The organism is Streptomyces sp. NPDC001851 (assembly GCF_040297165.1).
Classification (GTDB): Bacteria; Actinomycetota; Actinomycetes; order Streptomycetales; family Streptomycetaceae; genus Streptomyces.
Window position 1 is genome coordinate 37,693 of record NZ_JBEOYR010000001.1, and the last position, 16,835, is coordinate 54,527.

A 16,835-nucleotide genomic window follows, 5' to 3' on the forward strand; every position below is an offset into this window, starting at 1 on the left:
CGGACGACGTACCCCCCGGTAACGAGGTGAGGGAGCCATGACGACCCTGACGGAAGCGGACGCGCTGGACGGCCTGCGCGACGCGCTCGGCCTGCTCAAGGACCGGGAGCAGGTGGCCGAACGGCTGCTGGTCTCCTCCGCCAAGCACTCCTTCGACCCGGACAGGGAGCTGGACTGGGACGCGCCCTTCGAGGAGGGCAAGTGGTTCTGGCCGCCGGAGCTGGTCTCGCTCTACGACACCCCGATGTGGCGGCGGATGTCCGAGGAGCAGCGCATCCTGCTCTCCCAGCACGAGGCGGCGGCGCTGGCCTCGCTCGGCATCTGGTTCGAGATCATCCTGATGCAGCTGCTGGTCCGGCACATCTACGACAAGGCGGCGACGAGTGCGCACGTGCGCTACGCGCTGACCGAGATCGAGGACGAGTGCCGGCACTCCAAGATGTTCGCGCGGCTGATCGCGCGGGGGGACGCGCCCTGGTACCCGGTGAGCCGGGCCCACCGGAACCTCGGCCGCCTCTTCAAGACCATCTCCACGACCCCCGGTTCCTTCACCGCCACGCTCCTCGGCGAGGAGGTCCTGGACTGGATGCAGCGGCTGACCTTCCCGGACGAGCGGGTCCAGCCCCTGGTCCGGGGGGTCACCCGCATCCACGTGGTCGAGGAGGCGCGGCACGTGCGGTACGCCCGGGAGGAGCTGCGGCGCCAGATGGTGACGGCACCGAAGTGGTCGCAGGAGTTCACCCGGGTCACGTCCGGGGAGTTCGCCCGCGTCTTCTCGGTGGCCTTCGTGAACCCCGAGGTGTACACGAACGTGGGACTGGACAAGCGGGAGGCGATGGCCCAGGTGAAGGCCAGCGGGCACCGGCGGGAGGTCATGCAGACCGGTGCCAGGCGGTTGACCGACTTCCTCGACGACATCGGTGTGCTGCGGGGTGTGGGGCGGCGGCTGTGGAGGGCGTCGGGCTTGCTGGCGTAGGCGGGGGAGGCGCCCGGCTCCGCCGCGCGGGCGCCATCAGCCACCAGGCGCCCGCGGTCGCCCACGCGTCCGCGTGCCGACGGCGATTAGGCTGCTGGCCATGACTCCCGCCACCACTCCGGCGTACCGCCGCCTGAGCGTCGAGGAGCGGCGCAGCCAACTGCTCGCCGCCGCGCTGTCGCTGTTCGCCCACCGGGCACCGGAGGACGTGTCCCTGGACGACGTGGCGGAGGCGGCGGGGGTCTCCCGCCCCCTGGTGTACCGGTACTTCCCCGGCGGCAAGCAGCAACTGTACGAGGCCGCGCTGCGCTCGGCCGCCGAAGAGCTGCAGCTGTGCTTCGACGAGCCCCGCGAGGGCTCGCTGCTGCCCCGGCTGTCCCGTGCCCTGGACCGCTATCTGGCCTTCGTGGACGAGCACGACACCGGCTTCAGCGCACTGCTGCAGGGCGGCAGCGTGGTGGAGACCTCGCGGACCACGGCCATCGTCGACGGGGTGCGCCGGGCCGCCGCCGAGCACATCCACGACCACCTCGGCGTCACCGACCCCGGCCCCCGGCTGCGCATGACCGTCCGGACGTGGATCACGGCCGTGGAGGCGGCCTCCCTGATCTGGCTGGACGAGGACAAGCAGCCCCCGGTCGAGGAGCTGCGCGACTGGCTGGTGGAGCAGTTCCAGGCCATGCTCACGGTCACCGCCGGCCGGGACCCGCAGACGGCGGCCGTCGTCGGCGCCCTCGCCGGGAATGACCGAGACTGAAGCAGTGAAGAGTCAGCACACCCCCTTCGAGGGCGGCCCCATGGACGGGCGGGTACTGCCGGTCCTGGTCGGTCCCACCGGCCACCCCCCGAAGACGTACCGCATCCCCGTCCCGGACCCGGACGGCGGCCCGGACACGGTGCTCGTCTACCGCCGCGTGCCGCGCGGGCACAGCAGGCGGCTCGGCCTGATCCAGGGGTGGAAGTACCAGTACGCCCCGGACGACACCTCCGGCGGCAGGCTCCGGTGGCCCTGGTCCAGGCCACAGGGCACGCCGTCCGGCAAGCCGGACGACGCGAACGGGTGACAGGGTTGCGCCGAACCGCGCACGCGCGGGGCGCGGCCCGCACGGACACGTCTGATTATCACGTCATGATCCCGGTGCGACGAGCGGCGGAGAGCCCGCCCTCACCGGCACCGGAGGTGAAGACGTGTCAGGAACGCTGCTGCGCCTGGCCTGTACCGCAACGGTGGCGGCCCAGGCCGTCCTCGCACCCGCACCGGCCACCGCGACGCCTGAGCCCCGACAGCAGTCGGTGGCCGCTCTCCTGACGAGCCTTCAGCAGCTGTACCGGCAGACCGAACAGGCCACCGAGACCTACGACGCCACCGCGGAGAAGCTGCGGCGGCAGCGTGCCGAGGTGTCCCGGCTCGACGGCGAACTGACCCGCGCCCGCCTCGACCTGCAGGACAGCCGCGCCGACGCCGGGCGGCTGGCCCGGCAGCAGTACCAGAGCAGCGACGGCCTGGGCCCCTACGTCCGCCTGCTCCTCGCCCGCGACCCGCAGCACGCACTGGACGAGGGCCATGTCATCGGCGAGGTGGCGCGCGAGCGGGCCCGCGCGGTGAGCCGGCTGACCGCCGCCGAGAAGCGGAAGGACGCCCTGGCCCGGGCGGCCCGCAAGGCCCTGGACACCCAGCTCGCCCTCGCCGACCAGCAGAGGAAGCAGCGCGACGACGTCAGGGCCAGACTGGGCGACGTGGAACACCTGCTGGCCTCCCTCACCCCGGCCCAGCTGACCGCGATCGCCGGCCTGGAGCAGCAGGGTGCCAGCGAGGCCCAGCAGAAGCTCGGCACCGCGGGCGCTCTGCCCGAGGACCGCCCCGCCTCCCCCCAGGGCGACCGCGCGGTCCACTACGCCATGGCCCAGCTCGGCAAGCCGTACCAGTGGGGCGCGCAGGGGCCCTCGGCGTACGACTGCTCGGGCCTGACCTCCGAGGCCTGGGCCCACGCCGGCACCCCGATCCCCCGCACCAGCCAGGAACAGTGGCACCGGCTCAGACGGGTCCCGCTGCGCGACCTGCGTCCCGGGGACCTGGTCGTGTACTTCCCCGAGGCGACCCACGTGGCCATGTACGTGGGGGGCGGCAACGTCGTACAGGCTCCGCGCCCCGGAGAGAAGGTGGAGGTCTCCCCTCTGGCGTCCTATCCGGTACTCGGAGCCGTACGCCCGGATGACCGTGTCGCCTGAACTGTGCTCACACGCTCAGGGGGACCGGGTGGATCTCGTCGGCTCGGTGACCAGCGCGTTCGTGGATGCGCTGGACCGCTTCAGCCGAGGGGGCCTCGGAGAGGCAGTAGACCGTGCCGGACTCGGGGTCCGCCCAGGCCTTCTCGAAGTGGACGCCTTCCTCGTTCTCGATGTCGAGATCGGCCCTGTGGGCCTGCATCAGCTGGTCGGCCGTGAGGCCCTTCATCCCACGGTGGACATCCATGAACTGGGGCATGGCGCTGCGCCTCCTTCCGACTGTCGCGTCGTGCGGCGCCGAATCGCCGGCCAGGCCGCCGTATCCATCCTGTCCCCGTCTCGCCGTGATGGCGAGACGGGGACAGATGACGACGGCCGAACCCCAGGTCGGAGACCCGTCAGGCGCCGGTGACCGAGGCCAGGTAGGCCGCCGTCTTCTCCGGCTCGTAGAAGAAGTCCTCGAAGTCGGAGGGGTCGTTGAACGCGTTGGCGAACCGGTCGGCCACCGGCTGCAGCTGGCCCGCCGCCCCGATCAGGTTCAGGATGTGCTCCGGCGGCGGCATGAGCATCGCGTTGGTCCACTTGGTGACGTGCTGGGCGGTGGCCCAGTACCGGTCGAACGTGGCCTGCATCCACTCCTCGTCGAACGGCTTGTCCCCGCGCTCCAGGATCGAGGCGAGGTAGGCGGCCGCGCACTTGGCGGCGGAGTTGGAGCCCTGGCCGGTGATCGGGTCGTTGGCCACGACGACGTCCGCGACGCCGAGGACCAGGCCGCCGCCGGGCAGCCGGCCGATGGGGTTGCGGACCGTCGGGGCGTAGCGGCCGGCCAGCGTGCCGCCGGCGTCGGTCAGTTCGACCTTGGTGGCCCGCGCGTACTCCCACGGAGTGAACTTCTCCATGAGCTCCAGGGTCAGGGACAGGTGCTCGGCCGGGTCCTTGACGCCGTTGAAGACGTCGAGCGGGCCGCCGGGTATGCCCTCCCAGAACAGGATGTCGGCCGGTCCGGAGGTGGTCAGGGTCGGCATGATGAACAGCTCGCCGACGCCGGGGACGAGGTTGCAGCGGACGGCGTGGTAGTCCGGGTGCTCGGGGCGCGGGCCCAGCCCGTGGACGTACGCCACCGCCAGCGCGCGCTGTGGCTCGCTGTACGGGGAGCGCGAGGCGTCGCGGCCGAACATCTGGACCAGCTCGCCCTTGCCCGCGGCGACCAGGACGAGGTCGTAGGTGCGGGAGAAGTAGTCGAGGTCGCCGACCGCCGCGCCGTGGATGACCAGCTGGCCGCCGCGCTGCGCGAAGGTCTCCATCCAGCCGGCCATCTTCACCCGCTGGTCGACCGACTGCGCGTAGCCGTCCAGCTTGCCCACCCAGTCGATGGCCCGCTGCGTGGGACCCGGGTCGTGCGAGCCGGGGGCCGCGACCGAGACGCCGAGCCCTTCGATCTTCGGGGCCTGGGACTCCCAGAAGTTCAGCTGGAGATCACGCTCGTGCTGCAGTGCCGTGTCGAACATGCACTGCGTCGACATGACCCGGCCGGAGCGGATCTCGTCCGCGGTCCGGTTCGACATCAGGGTGACCTCGTAGCCGTGCGACTGCAGGCCGAGGGCGAGCTGGAGACCGGACTGGCCGGCTCCGACGACGAGTATCTTCCGCATGCGGGGGTTGTTCTCCTACTCGGGGACTACTCGGGGGTTTCGTCCAGCGCGTGGGCGACGAGGGACAGCAGGGTCTCGATCACCGAGATCCTGCGCCGCGCATCCATGATCATGACAGGGATGTGCGCCGGGATGGTCAGCGCTTCCCGCACGTCCTCCGGTTCGAAGCGCTCACTGCCGTCGAAGTGGTTGACCGCCACGACGTACGGCATCCCGCAGCTCTCGAAGTAGTCCAGGGCGGGGAAGCAGTCCTTGAGCCGCCTCGTGTCCGCGAGGACGACCGCGCCGATCGCGCCGCGCACCAGGTCGTCCCACATGAACCAGAACCGCTGCTGGCCCGGCGTGCCGAACAGGTAGAGCACCAGGTCGTCGTCGAGCGTGATGCGGCCGAAGTCCATGGCCACGGTGGTGGTCAGCTTGCCGGGCGTGGCGGTGAGGTCGTCGGTCTCCTCGCTGGCCTCGGTCATCAGCGCCTCGGTCTGCAGGGGCACGATCTCCGAGACGGAGGTGACCAGGGTGGTCTTGCCGACCCCGAAGCCCCCCGCCACGACTATCTTCGTGGCGATGGGGGCGCGGGTGCGGTCCGTCTGCCAGGACTTCAGGTCCTCGTCGGTGTCCTCAAAGACGACGGAGTCCACTCAGCACCCTTTCCAGCAGCACGCGGTTCGGCCGGCCGGTGCCGTGACCGGTTCCGGTGCCGTACACACGGATCTTTCCCTGGTCCGCGAGGTCGCTCAGGAGCACGCGGACCACGCCGAGCGGCATTCTCAGCAGCGCGGCGATCTCGGCCACCGTGCGCATACGGCGGCACAGTTCGACGATGGCCCGCATCTCGGGCATGACCCGGGTGGTGAGGGGACCATTCGCCAGTTCCTTGCGCTCTTCGGGGGCTTCGAGCGCGGCCACGAACGTCTCCACGAGGAGGACGTGACCGAAGCGGGTACGACCGCCGGTGAGCGAGTAGGGGCGCACGCGGGCGGGTTTGCGGTCGCCGCCGCGCACGGGCAGTTTCCTGGGCGTGCCGCTCATCGGGGGCTCCCCGTCGACTCGGACTCCAGGGACCTGCGCAGCTCGCTGCGGAGTTCGGGGGTGAGGACGTGGCCGGCGCGGCCGACGAACAGCGCCATGTGGTACGCCACCACGCTCATGTCGCACTCGGCGCTGCCGTGCACACCGAGCAGCGAGCCGTCGCTGATCGACATCACGAACAGGCTGCCCTCCTCCATCGCGATCATCGTGTGCCTGACCCCGCCGAACGCCATCAGCTTCGCGGCGCCGACGGTGAGGCTGCCGATGCCGGAGACGATGGTGGCGAGGTCGGCGGAGGAGCCGCGGGGGCCCTTCGCCGGGCGGGCCTGACGGGACTGCTCGGTGCGACCGGGGTCGGACGAGAGCAGCAGCAGGCCGTCCGAGGAGACCACGGCGACCGACTGGATGCCGGGGACTTCCTCGACCAGGTTGGTCAGCAGCCAGTGCAGGTTGCGGGCTTCACTGCTCAGTCCGTACGTACTGGGCGCGGTCAACTGCTTGCCTCCTCGGCTGTGCCCCCCGTGGCTTCTGTGGCTTCTTCGGCGTGTGCGATTTCTGCTTCTACGGCGCGGTAGCCGGCCTGGGCTCCGCTGCGGAAGCCGCCGAGCCTCCTGCGGAGGGCCTCGGCGTCGACGCTTCCGGCCCGGCGGCGCGGGGCCTGGGCCGGTGCGGTGATCTTGGGGGTGCGCTTGGGGAGGCCCTTGGCGGTGACCGCCTCGGCTTCGCCCTCGGCGGGGTTTCCGTCGTCGGGTGCGGGTGGCCCCTGCGGGGCGGGCTGGTCCGTCAGCAGTGGCTGCGGCGCCTCGGTGCGGCCGGCCGTGGGCTCCGTGGCGAGGTCCGGGAGGAGCAGCTCCATCGTCGTCTCGGCGTACGTCTCCGCCGGGGCCTTCGGGCGGGTCTCCCCGTGCTGCGCATCCGCGTCGGCCTGCTCGTGGACCGCCTGCACCGCGTCCTCGCCGCGGGCATCCCCTACGGCCGGCTCGGAGCGCCCGCCGAAGGCATCCCGCACCGCGTCGTGGGCCGACCCGCCCAGGCCGACACCATCCACGTCACGGACCGGCCCATCCGGGTCGACACCGTCCACGTCACGGACGGGCCCGCCGGGGTCGACGCCATCCGCGTCGGCGGCCGACCCGGCGAACGCACCCTCGGCCGCCTCGGCCTCATCCCCCGGGCCTCCGAAGGAAGCCTCTTCGGCCGAGCCGCCGGAGACACCGGAACCCGAGGCGGACGCGCTCTCCCCGGCCGCGCCGGAGCCGGCCCCCTCAGCCGCAATCTGCGCAGCTACGGAACCCGGGACGCCCTCTTCGGCAGAGCCACGGGGAGCAGACACGCCCGCTTCAACCGACCCACCGGAAGCGGGCAGGTCCCCGTCCGCCGGCCCACCGGAATCGGGAGCCCCCTCCGCCGAACCGCCGAAGCCAGACGCACCCGCCCCCGCCGACCCACCGGAAGCGAGCACCTCCTCCTCCGCGGAACCACCGGAGCCAAGCGCACCGATCTCCGCCGAACCGCCGGAAGCAGACACACCCCCCTCGGCCGAACCGCCGGAGGCAGACGGACCCGTCTCCGACGACCCACCGGAAACAGACGCACCCCCCTCCGCCGAACCGCCGGAGGCCTGCGTCCCCCGGACCGTTCGTTCCGCCAGGGTGATCAGGGGGTCGGGGTCCTTGGGGCGGGCGGGGAGGACGTTGGAGTTGACCTCGGCGTCGGCGCCGGGGAGGGAGAAGGTGCCCGTGGTGCTGGAGGACGAGGTCTGCGGGGGCAGGGTGGTCTGTGGGGCCTCGGTGAGGAGGGTGGCCGGCAGGACCACGACCGCCGCGATGCCGCCCTGCTTCTGCTCGCGCAGCTGTACCCGCATTCCGTGCCGGTGTGCGAGGCGGGCGACGACGTACAGGCCGAGGCCGAGACCGGCGTCGCCCTCGTTGTCGTAGGGGGACTCGGGGTCGAAGTCGGTCAGCCGGGTGTTGAGGTGGTCGAGGCGCTCGGGCGCCATGCCGATGCCCTCGTCCTGGACCGACAGCATCACCTCGCCGCTCTCCAGGAGCCACCCGGAGATCTCCACCGGCAGCTCCGGCGGGGAGGCCGACGTGGCGTTCTCCATCAGTTCGGCCAGCAGGTGGGAGAGGTCGTCGGCCGCGAAGCCCGCCACGTGGGCGTGCGGGGGCAGGGCGGCGATGCGGACGCGTTCGTAGCGTTCGATCTCGCTGACGCCCGCCCGGACCACATCGACCAGCGGAACCGGCGCGTGGTGCTGCTGGACGTGCTCGGCGCCGGCCAGGACCAGCAGGTTCTCGCTGTGGCGGCGCATGACCGTGGCGAAGTGGTCCAGCTTGAAGAGCGTGGCGAGGCGGTCGGGGTCCTGCTCGCGGTCCTCCAGGCCCTCGATCACCGCGAGCTGGCGTTCGACCAGGCCGAGGGTGCGCAGCGAGAGGTTCACGAACGTGCCGCCGATGCTGGTGCGGAGCCGCTCCAGCCGGGCCACGGCGTCGCTGAGTTCGGCGCGGAGTTCCTCGCGGGCGTCGGCCATCTTCTGGCGCTGGCCGACCAGGTGTTTGCGGTCGGTCTCCAGGGTGGCGATCCGCTCGCCCGCGGCGACGTTCTGCTCGCGCAGGGCCACCGCGTGCGCGTGCAGGGCGTTGACCGAGCGGACGACCTGGGCGAACTCGTCGTTGCGGCCGGTGAAGGCGATCGGTTCCTGGGTGGTCGGGTCGTCCGATTCCGCGAGCCGGGCCGAGCCGCGGCGCAGCACCGACAGGGGGCGGGTCAGGGTGCGGGCCATGGCCGTGGCGATGCCGATCGCGACCAGCATCAGCGCGCCGAGGACGGCGACGCGTATCTCCAGGGCGGTGACGTCGTCGTCGCGGAGGTGCGCCAGGTCCTTGGTGCGGTGGTCGTAGAGGGCCGACTCCGCGCCGCGCATCAGGTCGACGCGGGCGGACAGGGCCGCGTCCAGCTTCTTGGTGCTGGTGGTCAGCTCGCTGTCGGCCAGCGTCGGCTGGGCGGTGAGCCGGGCGAGGTACTTCTCGGCCGAGTTGACGTCGGAGCCGGTGACCGTGGAGTCGTAGGAGTCGACGGCCGCCTTGGGTGCGGTCGCGCGGAATTCGGCGAGGGCGGCGTCGGCGCGCAGCCGGGCCTGCTGGGCGGCGGCGGTCAGCTGGTCGCGCTGCTTGCGGTCGGCCGCGGACGCGGTGGAGGTCGTGGTGGGCAGGCCGGTGACCGGGTTGATCACCGTGCGGGTGCCGGCCGGCACGTTCAGCGCGGCCAGCAGCAGGCCGCGGGCGGCCGCGGACTGCTGTACGGCGGTGTCCAGTTCCGCGAGCGCGTGGGCGCCGGCGGGGGCCCGCGGGGGCGTCTGCTCGGCCAGCTGCTCGGCGAGCCGGTGCAGCGCGGAGATGGTCTGCGAGTACGCCTGGTGGGTCTGGAGGGCCGAGGCCTTGCCGGTGAGGGCGGCCCGGCGGACGGCGTCGATGCCGTCGAGGTCGCCGCGCAGGCTCGCCGGGGTGTCGGTGTCGGCGCGCAGGTCCTCGACCTGCCGGTCGACGCGGGCGCTGCGGTCCTCGGACGGGGCCTTGGACTTGGGGCGGCCCGCCGCGATGTAGGAGGTGACCTCGTCGCGCTCGTCGGCGAGGGAGTTCGCGAGGGCGAGGGTGTCCTGGGTGCGGGCGGCCAGCGTCACCAGGTCCTGGGAGTCGCTGACGTCCTGCGAGGCGGTGAGCAGGGAGGGCGCCCCGGCTCCCGCGACGGCGGCGGCCACCACGGCGACGGCGACGATGAGCCGGGTGCGCACATGGGTGGGGCGGCCGGTGCCCGCGGGGGTCTGCTGGGCGGTCCCCGCGGGGGCCGTCTGCCTGCCTGTGCGCCGAGGCCGCATTTTCTGCACCGGTGCTCGCAATCCTGAACTCGTCTACCCAAGGGACCGGGTGGCGTGCCGTCATCTCGGTGCCAAGTGGTGCGTACACCCGGTTCGTACGGTTCCCGACCCTCCCAGCGCCGGTAGGCGGTGGTCGCGCATCACCTGACCCGCCACCCGAAGGAGTGAACATCGGAGGGGAGTTGGCGGGCAAGTTCCCGTGGCGCGTGCGGTGCCCCTGCACGGCACGCCGGTTGGACGCACGCCACAGGCTTTGGCAGTATTCGCCGCCACGCCTTCCCGGAGTCGCCCATTCCCTCCCAAATCAGGCGGCTGACCTGCGAGGTCGTGTCAATTCGGCGGACGTTGCCAGCCTTTGGCGCATCCCGTGAAGGGCTCGTGCAGACTGGCTGGATGCGAACTGATCTCGTTTCGGAACCCGGCGACGCGAACCGCCCCAACGAGGACTTCGCCAGTGCCGGACTACCCGCCTCCGGACAGGGAGGTTGCGTGATCGTCCTGGACGGGGTGACTCCCCCGCGGGACGGGACGGGGTGTCTGCATTCCGTTCCCTGGTTCACCGCGCGGCTCGGCGGAGCGCTGACCGAACTTTCCCTTTCGCGCAGAGATCTGACGCTCCCGGAGATTCTCTCCCGGGCGATCGGCCGCACCGCCGACGCCCATGCGGACACCTGTGAGCTTTCTCACCCGCGCACCCCCCAGGCAACCGTCGCCCTGGCCCGCTGGTCCGCCGACACGGTCGAGTACCTGGTGCTGTCCGACGCGGCGCTGCTGCTGCGGCGGACCGACGGGACGGTCACCCCGGTCCTGGACGACCGCCTGGCCCGGATCCCGCGCTCCCGGCTCGCCACCGACGCGCTGGTGGACGCCACCCTGCGCAACAAGGAGGGCGGCTTCTTCACGGCCGCCGCCGACCCGTGGGTGGCCGCCCGCGCGGTCGCCGGCTCCCTGCCCCGCCGCGAGGTCCGCGCCCTGGCGGCGCTGACGGACGGCGCGACCCGGTGGACGGAGAAGTTCCACGAGGGCGACTGGCCGGCCCTGTTCGACGTGGTCGCGAAGGAGGGCGCCCGGTCGCTGGTGGACCGGGTGCGGGACCTGGAGACGGCGGACCGGGAGGAGCGGGCCTTCCTGGGGCGGAGCAAGACGCACGACGACGCGACGGTCGTGTACGCGGAGCTGTGAGCCCCGGGTCGGGCTCCTACTTCTCCATGACGCCGTTCAGCTGGTGGAGCAGCCGGGCCAGTTCCGCGACCTCGCGGCGGTCCCAGTGGGCGAGCTGGCTGACGTACCGGGCGCGGCGCGCCTCGCGGACCTTGCCGACCCGGCCGCGCCCCTCGTCGGTAAGCGTGACGAGCCAGGCCCGGCCGTCGGCGGGATCCGGTTCGCGGGCGATCAGGCCCAGTTCCTCCAGGGCCCGCAGCTGGCGGGACATGGTGGCCTTGCCGACGCCGATGTAGGCGGCGAGTTCCGTGGCCCGCTGGCCGCCGTACTCGTCCAGGCGGATCAGCAGGCCGTACGCGGAGGACTCCAGGTCGGGATGGACCTCGCGGGCCATCTCGCCCTGGTTGGCCCGCGCTCGCCTCAGCAGCACGGTCAACTCCCGTTCCAGTGCCAGGAACTCCTGGTCCGCGCCCCTGGGGGTCACCTCGTGGGCGCCGCGATGTGCGTCGCCGTTTCCGCTCTCGTGCACGTCAGCACCCCTGCTCGGTTTCCCGGTCCTGAAAGTTTCTGCCAAAAGTCGTCATTGCCGCAGCTCCGTCAGTATTTCGCAGGCGTAGACCAACGGCAGCGTCCGGACCCCCTTCCCACGCCGTCATCTACGTGCGTAGCTTCTTTATCAGGCAATCAATGGCATGCCCACGCCAGTGCGCCACCCGGTTCACGGTCACCGCCTCGTTCCCCCCACCCCCGCATCCCGGAGGCACGTCATGCCCGTGCACAGACCCGGTTCCGACCGCTCCCCCCGCTCCCCGCGTCCCCTCGCCGTGCTCGTCACGGCGCTGCTCGCCGCGGTCTCCTTCGCCCTGCCCCCCACCTCCGCCCAGGCCGCGACCACGCCCAGCCGCGGCTCCGCCCACATGGGCATGGGCGTCCTCGCCCACGACGGCCGCCACGGCACCCCCGCCCCGGCCGCCGTCGCCCAGACCGAGGGCGTGGACGTCTCCGCCTACCAGGGCAACGTCGCCTGGTCGACCCTGTGGGGCAGCGGGGTGCGCTGGGCGTACACCAAGGCGACGGAGGGGACGTACTACACGAACCCGTACTTCGCCCAGCAGTACAACGGCTCGTACAACGTGGGCATGATCCGCGGCGCCTACCACTTCGCGACCCCGGACACCGCCGGCGGCGCGGCCCAGGCGAGCTACTTCGTCGGCCACGGCGGCGGCTGGTCACGCGACGGCAAGACCCTGCCCGGCACGCTCGACATCGAGTGGAACCCCTACGGGGCCGCCTGCTACGGCAAGACCGCGAGCCAGCTGGTCGGCTGGATCGCCGACTTCGTCACCACCTACCACTCCCTCACCGGCCGCTACCCCGTGATCTACACGGCCACCAGCTGGTGGACCCAGTGCACCGGCAACTACGGCGGGTTCGCCGCCGACAACCCCCTGTGGATCGCCCGCTACGCCTCGGACCCGGGGACGCTGCCGGCCGGCTGGTCGTACTACACCATGTGGCAGTACACCTCGTCCGGCCCGACGGTCGGCGACCACGACAAGTTCAACGGGGCCCTGGACCGGGTGCAGGCCCTGGCCAACGGCTGACGCTCCGCCGACCGCGCGCAGGGCCGGGGGCCCGGGCCTCCCTCACGGGACCCGGGCCCCCGCCCGTCCGGCAGCGTCCGTCACGCCGCCACCGGAACCTCCGGCGTCGCCCCGTTCGTCGCGGGCGCGAGGGCCAGTTCCAGGACCTGGCGGACGTCGGTCACGGTGTGGACGTCGAGCCCGTCCAGCACCTCGGCCGGGACGTCGTCCAGGTCGGGCTCGTTGCGCTTGGGGATGATCACGGTGGTCACCCCGGCACGCTGCGCGGCGAGCAGCTTCTGCTTCACGCCGCCGATGGGCAGCACGCGGCCGGTCAGTGAGACCTCGCCCGTCATGGCCACGTCCGTGCGGACGAGCCGTCCGCTCAGCAGCGAGGCCAGCGCCGTCGTCATCGTGATGCCGGCGCTCGGACCGTCCTTCGGGACCGCGCCCGCCGGGAAGTGGATGTGCACCCCCCGGTCCTTCAGGTCGCCGACCGGCAGCTCCAGTTCGGCGCCGTGGCTGCGCAGGAAGCTCAGCGCGATCTGCGCGGACTCCTTCATCACGTCACCGAGCTGACCGGTCAGGGTCAGCCCCGCCGCGCCCGTCTCCGGGTCGGCGAGGGACGCCTCCACGAAGAGGACGTCACCGCCGGCACCGGTGACCGCGAGGCCGGTCGCCACCCCGGGCACGGACGTACGGCGCTCGGCCGGGTCCTGGGCGGACTCGGGCACGTGGTGCGGACGCCCGATCAGGCCGCGCAGGTCCTCGTCCCGGACGGTGAACGGCAGCTCCCGCTCGCCCAGTTCGTGCTGGGCCGCGACCTTGCGGAGCAGGCGGGCGATGGAGCGCTCCAGGGTGCGCACACCGGCCTCGCGCGTGTACTCGCCGGCCAGCTTGCGCAGGGCGCTCTCGTCCAGGGTGACCTCGTCCCCGCCGAGTCCCGCCCGCTCCAGCTGGCGCGGGAGCAGGTGGTCGCGGGCGATGACGACCTTCTCGTCCTCGGTGTATCCGTCCAGGCGGACGATCTCCATACGGTCGGCGAGCGCCTCCGGGATGGCTTCCAGGACGTTGGCGGTGGCCAGGAAGACCACGTCCGACAGGTCGAGTTCGACCTCCAGGTAGTGGTCCCGGAAGGTGTGGTTCTGCGCCGGGTCCAGGACTTCCAGCAGGGCCGCGGCCGGGTCGCCGCGGAAGTCGGAGCCCACCTTGTCGATCTCGTCCAGCAGGACCACCGGGTTCATGGACCCGGCCTCCTTGATCGCCCGTACGATCCGGCCGGGCAGCGCACCGACGTACGTACGGCGGTGGCCTCGGATCTCGGCCTCGTCACGGACGCCGCCGAGGGCCACGCGGACGAACTTGCGGCCCATGGCGTGGGCCACACTCTCGCCCAGGCTCGTCTTGCCCACGCCGGGGGGCCCGACCAGCGCCAGTACGGCACCGCCGCGCCGGCCGCCGATGACGCCCAGCCCGCGGTCGCTGCGGCGCTTGCGGACGGCGAGGTACTCGGTGATGCGCTCCTTCACGTCCTGCAGGCCCGCGTGCTCGGCGTCCAGGACCGCCTTGGCGCCCTGGATGTCGTACACGTCCTCGGTGCGGGAGTTCCACGGGAGTTCGAGGACCGTGTCCAGCCAGGTCCGGATCCAGGAGCCCTCGGGCGACTGGTCGGAGGCCCGCTCCAGCTTGTCGACCTCCTTCAGGGCGGCCTCGCGGACCTTCTCCGGCAGGTCGGCGGCCTCCACGCGGGCGCGGTAGTCGTCGGACTCCGCGCCCTCCGACTCGCCGTTCAGCTCCCGCAGTTCCTTGCGGACGGCCTCCAGCTGACGGCGCAGCAGGAACTCGCGCTGCTGCTTGTCGACGCCCTCCTGGACGTCCTTGGCGATGGTCTCGGCCACGTCCTGCTCGGCGAGGTGGTCGCGGAGCTGCTGCGCGGCAAGCTTCAGCCGGGCCACCGGATCGGCGGTCTCCAGCAGTTCGACCTTCTGTTCGATGGTGAGGAACGGTGAGTAGCCGGAGTTGTCGGCGAGCGCGGAGACGCCGTCGATGGCCTGGACGCGGTCCACGACCTGCCAGGCGCCGCGCTTCTTCAGCCAGGCGGTGGCGAGCGCCTTGTACTCCTTGACGAGGTCCGCGACCTGACCCGGCAGCGGGTCGGGGACGCTCTCCTCGACGCGGGCGCCCTCGACCCACAGGGCCGCGCCGGGGCCGGTGGTGCCGGCCCCGATCCGCACGCGGCTGCGGCCGCGGATCAGAGCCCCCGGGTCGCCGTCGGCCAGCCGGCCGACCTGCTCGACGGTGCCCAGCACACCGGTCTTGGCGTAGGTGCCGTCGATGCGTGGCACCAGCAGCACCTTGGGCTTTCCGGGTTCCGACCGGGCGGCGGCCTGGGCGGCCTCCACCGCGGCCCGTACCTCGGCGTCGCTCAGGTCCAGCGGAACCACCATGCCGGGCAGTACGACCTCGTCGTCGAGCGGCAGCACAGGCAGGACGAGCGTGAACGCCGTGGACTCAGCAGCCATGATCTCCCCTTCGGCAGTCAAGTTGAGCTATGCCGACTCAACTGCTGGGGATGCGCTGATGTTCCCTTCGCTTGTTCGCTGTGAGCGATTGCCCCTAGGCCCGTTGCGCCCACCGGCGTACCAGAGGCCAGCCCGCTACGCCTATCGTCAGCGCGATCAGGTGACCCCAGTTCGTCATCGGGTCCTCGAAGGCGATCAGGTCGTTCAGGAGGAGGCCGGTCGCGACGGTGAGGACGGGCCAGCGGAGCCAGGGGCTCAGGAGGCCGGCCAGGGCGCCGGTGCTCGCGGCGACGCCGAAGCTGATGCCGTAGTCCAGGCGGTGCAGCGAGGTGACGGGAAGGTCGCCGAACAGCACGGCCAGGCCCACCGGGACCTCGGTGGCGAGGGTGGCCAGGACATGGCCGGCCAGGAAGACGCAGGCCGCCCGCGCGCCGCCTATGCGCCGTTCGAGCGCGGTGAGCACCAGCACGAACGCGAGCGCGTACGGCGACAGGACGCCGCCCGCGATCCACAGGGCGCTCGCCAGCAGCACCAGTACGGGGGTGCGCACCAGATGGGCGACGTCCGTGCTGGAGTCCCGGTAGAAGGCGTGCACCAGGCCCGGGTCGGCCAGGGCCGCGATCACCGAGGTGACGGCCAGGACGGCGCCGTAGGAGAAGGTGAACGGGGTCCCGGCCGGGGTGGGCAGCAGGTGCCACGGCCGCGGGACCCGCACGGCCGGGCGCGGGTCGGCCGGGGCGGGGGCGGGGTCGCAGGCGGGGACCGTGGCGTGCCGCTGGCGCGGCATGCCGTCCAGCAGGTCCGCCAGCGCGGGTGCCGGGACGACACCACCGCCGTCGGTGAGCGGAGCGCCCGGCAGGGGCGCGGACGCGGCCGAAGCAGGGCCCGTCGCGATCGGTTCCACGGTGTGGCGCTCCTCTCGTTCGCGCCCACCCTTCGCGTTGCGCGGGCCGCTGTCTATGACCGACGCCACGCGAGAGCGGATTCACAGCAACCTCTCACGTGCCGGATGCGTCCGGCTGCGATCCGATGCCGGCAGCGCGCGCGTGTCCTCCGCAATTCCCGTGAACGACACGGCGCGTTCAAGCAGGATGGAGGCATGACTGCTGCCGTCCACGACTCCCCCGTGATCCTCGACCGGCGCGACGGCCCGTACGGCGAGGTGGTGCTGCGCCGGCACGGAGCGCTCCTGCAGATCATCGCCAACGGCTGTTTCCTGATGGACACCTCCGACGGCCGCTCGGAACGGCTGCTGGTGGACGCCGCGTACGACGCGCTGGACGGGCGGCCGGAGCCGGACGTGCTGATCGGCGGCCTGGGCGTGGGGTTCTCACTCGCACATGCGGCGGCGGACCCCAGGTGGGGGCGGATCACCGTCGTCGAGCGGGAGCCCGCCGTCGTCGACTGGCACCGGGACGGGCCGCTGGCGCAGGTCTCCGCCGGTGCGCTCGGCGATCCGCGCACCGAGATCGTGCAGGACGACCTCGTGGCGTTCGTCCATGAGACATCCGACACGTTCGACGCGCTCTGCCTGGACATCGACAACGGCCCCGGCTGGACCGTCACGGAGGACAACGACAGCCTCTACTCGCCGGCCGGACTCACCGCGTGCGCACGGGTGTTGAAGCCCGGTGGCGTGCTGGCCGTATGGTCCGCCGAGCCCTCTCCGGAATTTGAAGGAACCATGCGGAATGCCGGGTTCCGGCAGGTGCGTACCGAAGAGGTCCCCGTTGCCCGGGGCGTGCCGGACGCCGTACACCTCGGCGTCCGACCTGGATAGCGACAGCACGGCCGATCCCCGTAATGTGC

General features: G+C 72.1%; 16 protein-coding genes. 7 read left to right on the top strand and 9 right to left on the bottom strand.

From position 1 onward, the window contains the following. Window positions 1-37 precede the first annotated feature (37 nt). The 4 genes from ABT171_RS00185 (at window position 38) to ABT171_RS00200 (ending at window position 3,205) form a co-directional block, all read left to right on the top strand. Window positions 38-976, top strand: a complete 939-nt coding sequence (locus ABT171_RS00185) for an AurF N-oxygenase family protein (protein WP_351238064.1) — start codon at window positions 38-40, stop codon at window positions 974-976. A gap of 100 nt (window positions 977-1,076) precedes the next feature. After that, the gene (locus ABT171_RS00190; RefSeq protein ID WP_351238066.1) at window positions 1,077-1,733 is read left to right on the top strand and encodes a TetR/AcrR family transcriptional regulator; all 657 of its coding nucleotides are present in this window, start codon (window positions 1,077-1,079) and stop codon (window positions 1,731-1,733) included. 4 nt (window positions 1,734-1,737) lie between these two features. Continuing rightward, complete coding sequence (locus ABT171_RS00195) at window positions 1,738-2,040, top strand: DUF8847 domain-containing protein (protein WP_351238068.1); 303 nt, start codon at window positions 1,738-1,740, stop codon at window positions 2,038-2,040. 124 nt (window positions 2,041-2,164) lie between these two features. Next, complete coding sequence (locus ABT171_RS00200) at window positions 2,165-3,205, top strand: C40 family peptidase (RefSeq protein WP_351238070.1); 1,041 nt, start codon at window positions 2,165-2,167, stop codon at window positions 3,203-3,205. Between the two features lie 7 nt (window positions 3,206-3,212). Here ABT171_RS00200 and ABT171_RS00205 read toward each other — a convergent pair whose 3' ends face one another. The 6 genes from ABT171_RS00205 to ABT171_RS00230 all read right to left on the bottom strand — a co-directional run bounded on the left by ABT171_RS00205 (window position 3,213) and on the right by ABT171_RS00230 (window position 9,769). Then, entirely contained in the window at window positions 3,213-3,461 is a 249-nt protein-coding gene (locus ABT171_RS00205) for an SCO4226 family nickel-binding protein (protein WP_351238072.1), read from the bottom strand. 139 nt (window positions 3,462-3,600) lie between these two features. Then, window positions 3,601-4,854, bottom strand: a complete 1,254-nt coding sequence (locus ABT171_RS00210) for a styrene monooxygenase/indole monooxygenase family protein (RefSeq protein ID WP_351238074.1) — start codon at window positions 4,852-4,854, stop codon at window positions 3,601-3,603. A gap of 26 nt (window positions 4,855-4,880) precedes the next feature. Then, the gene (locus tag ABT171_RS00215) at window positions 4,881-5,492 is read right to left on the bottom strand and encodes a GTP-binding protein (protein WP_351238076.1); all 612 of its coding nucleotides are present in this window, start codon (window positions 5,490-5,492) and stop codon (window positions 4,881-4,883) included. Then, a complete protein-coding gene (locus ABT171_RS00220) occupies window positions 5,473-5,883 on the bottom strand; it encodes a DUF742 domain-containing protein (protein ID WP_351238078.1) in 411 nt (136 codons plus the stop codon). Before ABT171_RS00220 ends, ABT171_RS00215 begins: the two co-directional genes overlap by 20 nt. After that, the gene (locus ABT171_RS00225) at window positions 5,880-6,377 is read right to left on the bottom strand and encodes a roadblock/LC7 domain-containing protein (RefSeq protein ID WP_351238080.1); all 498 of its coding nucleotides are present in this window, start codon (window positions 6,375-6,377) and stop codon (window positions 5,880-5,882) included. The genes ABT171_RS00220 and ABT171_RS00225 overlap by 4 nt, the downstream gene beginning before the upstream one ends. Next, the gene (locus ABT171_RS00230; protein WP_351238082.1) at window positions 6,374-9,769 is read right to left on the bottom strand and encodes a sensor histidine kinase; all 3,396 of its coding nucleotides are present in this window, start codon (window positions 9,767-9,769) and stop codon (window positions 6,374-6,376) included. Before ABT171_RS00230 ends, ABT171_RS00225 begins: the two co-directional genes overlap by 4 nt. Before the next feature lie 384 nt (window positions 9,770-10,153). On the opposite strand from ABT171_RS00230, the gene ABT171_RS00235 reads away from it, so the two are divergent. Next, complete coding sequence (locus ABT171_RS00235) at window positions 10,154-10,942, top strand: protein phosphatase 2C domain-containing protein (protein ID WP_351238084.1); 789 nt, start codon at window positions 10,154-10,156, stop codon at window positions 10,940-10,942. 16 nt (window positions 10,943-10,958) lie between these two features. On the opposite strand, the gene ABT171_RS00240 is transcribed toward ABT171_RS00235, so the two are convergent. Beyond that, window positions 10,959-11,450, bottom strand: a complete 492-nt coding sequence (locus ABT171_RS00240; protein ID WP_351238086.1) for a MarR family winged helix-turn-helix transcriptional regulator — start codon at window positions 11,448-11,450, stop codon at window positions 10,959-10,961. Window positions 11,451-11,688: 238 nt separating this feature from the next. Between ABT171_RS00240 and ABT171_RS00245 the strand changes: the two genes are divergently transcribed. Further along, window positions 11,689-12,525 (top strand): lysozyme, encoded by an 837-nt coding sequence (locus tag ABT171_RS00245; protein WP_351238088.1) that lies wholly within the window; start codon window positions 11,689-11,691, stop codon window positions 12,523-12,525. A gap of 80 nt (window positions 12,526-12,605) precedes the next feature. Here the strand turns inward: ABT171_RS00245 and lon are convergent, their stop codons facing one another. Continuing rightward, window positions 12,606-15,026, bottom strand: coding sequence for an endopeptidase La (lon, locus tag ABT171_RS00250; protein WP_351238090.1), 2,421 nt, complete (start codon window positions 15,024-15,026; stop codon window positions 12,606-12,608). Between the two features lie 94 nt (window positions 15,027-15,120). Next, window positions 15,121-15,930: a rhomboid-like protein gene (locus tag ABT171_RS00255; RefSeq protein ID WP_351238092.1), complete on the bottom strand. Its 810-nt coding sequence runs from the start codon at window positions 15,928-15,930 to the stop codon at window positions 15,121-15,123. Window positions 15,931-16,125: 195 nt separating this feature from the next. On the opposite strand from ABT171_RS00255, the gene ABT171_RS00260 reads away from it, so the two are divergent. After that, complete coding sequence (locus ABT171_RS00260; protein WP_351238094.1) at window positions 16,126-16,806, top strand: spermine/spermidine synthase domain-containing protein; 681 nt, start codon at window positions 16,126-16,128, stop codon at window positions 16,804-16,806. Window positions 16,807-16,835: the final 29 nt, after the last annotated feature.

Coding starts and splice junctions, on each gene's coding strand:
- ABT171_RS00235 (WP_351238084.1), top strand. CDS start 10,154: ATGCGAACTGATCTCGTTTCGGAACCCGGCGACGCGAACCGCCCCAAC.
- ABT171_RS00220 (WP_351238078.1), bottom strand. CDS start 5,883: ATGAGCGGCACGCCCAGGAAACTGCCCGTGCGCGGCGGCGACCGCAAA.
- lon (WP_351238090.1), bottom strand. CDS start 15,026: ATGGCTGCTGAGTCCACGGCGTTCACGCTCGTCCTGCCTGTGCTGCCG.
- ABT171_RS00190 (WP_351238066.1), top strand. CDS start 1,077: ATGACTCCCGCCACCACTCCGGCGTACCGCCGCCTGAGCGTCGAGGAG.
- ABT171_RS00210 (WP_351238074.1), bottom strand. CDS start 4,854: ATGCGGAAGATACTCGTCGTCGGAGCCGGCCAGTCCGGTCTCCAGCTC.
- ABT171_RS00185 (WP_351238064.1), top strand. CDS start 38: ATGACGACCCTGACGGAAGCGGACGCGCTGGACGGCCTGCGCGACGCG.
- ABT171_RS00205 (WP_351238072.1), bottom strand. CDS start 3,461: ATGCCCCAGTTCATGGATGTCCACCGTGGGATGAAGGGCCTCACGGCC.
- ABT171_RS00260 (WP_351238094.1), top strand. CDS start 16,126: ATGACTGCTGCCGTCCACGACTCCCCCGTGATCCTCGACCGGCGCGAC.
- ABT171_RS00245 (WP_351238088.1), top strand. CDS start 11,689: ATGCCCGTGCACAGACCCGGTTCCGACCGCTCCCCCCGCTCCCCGCGT.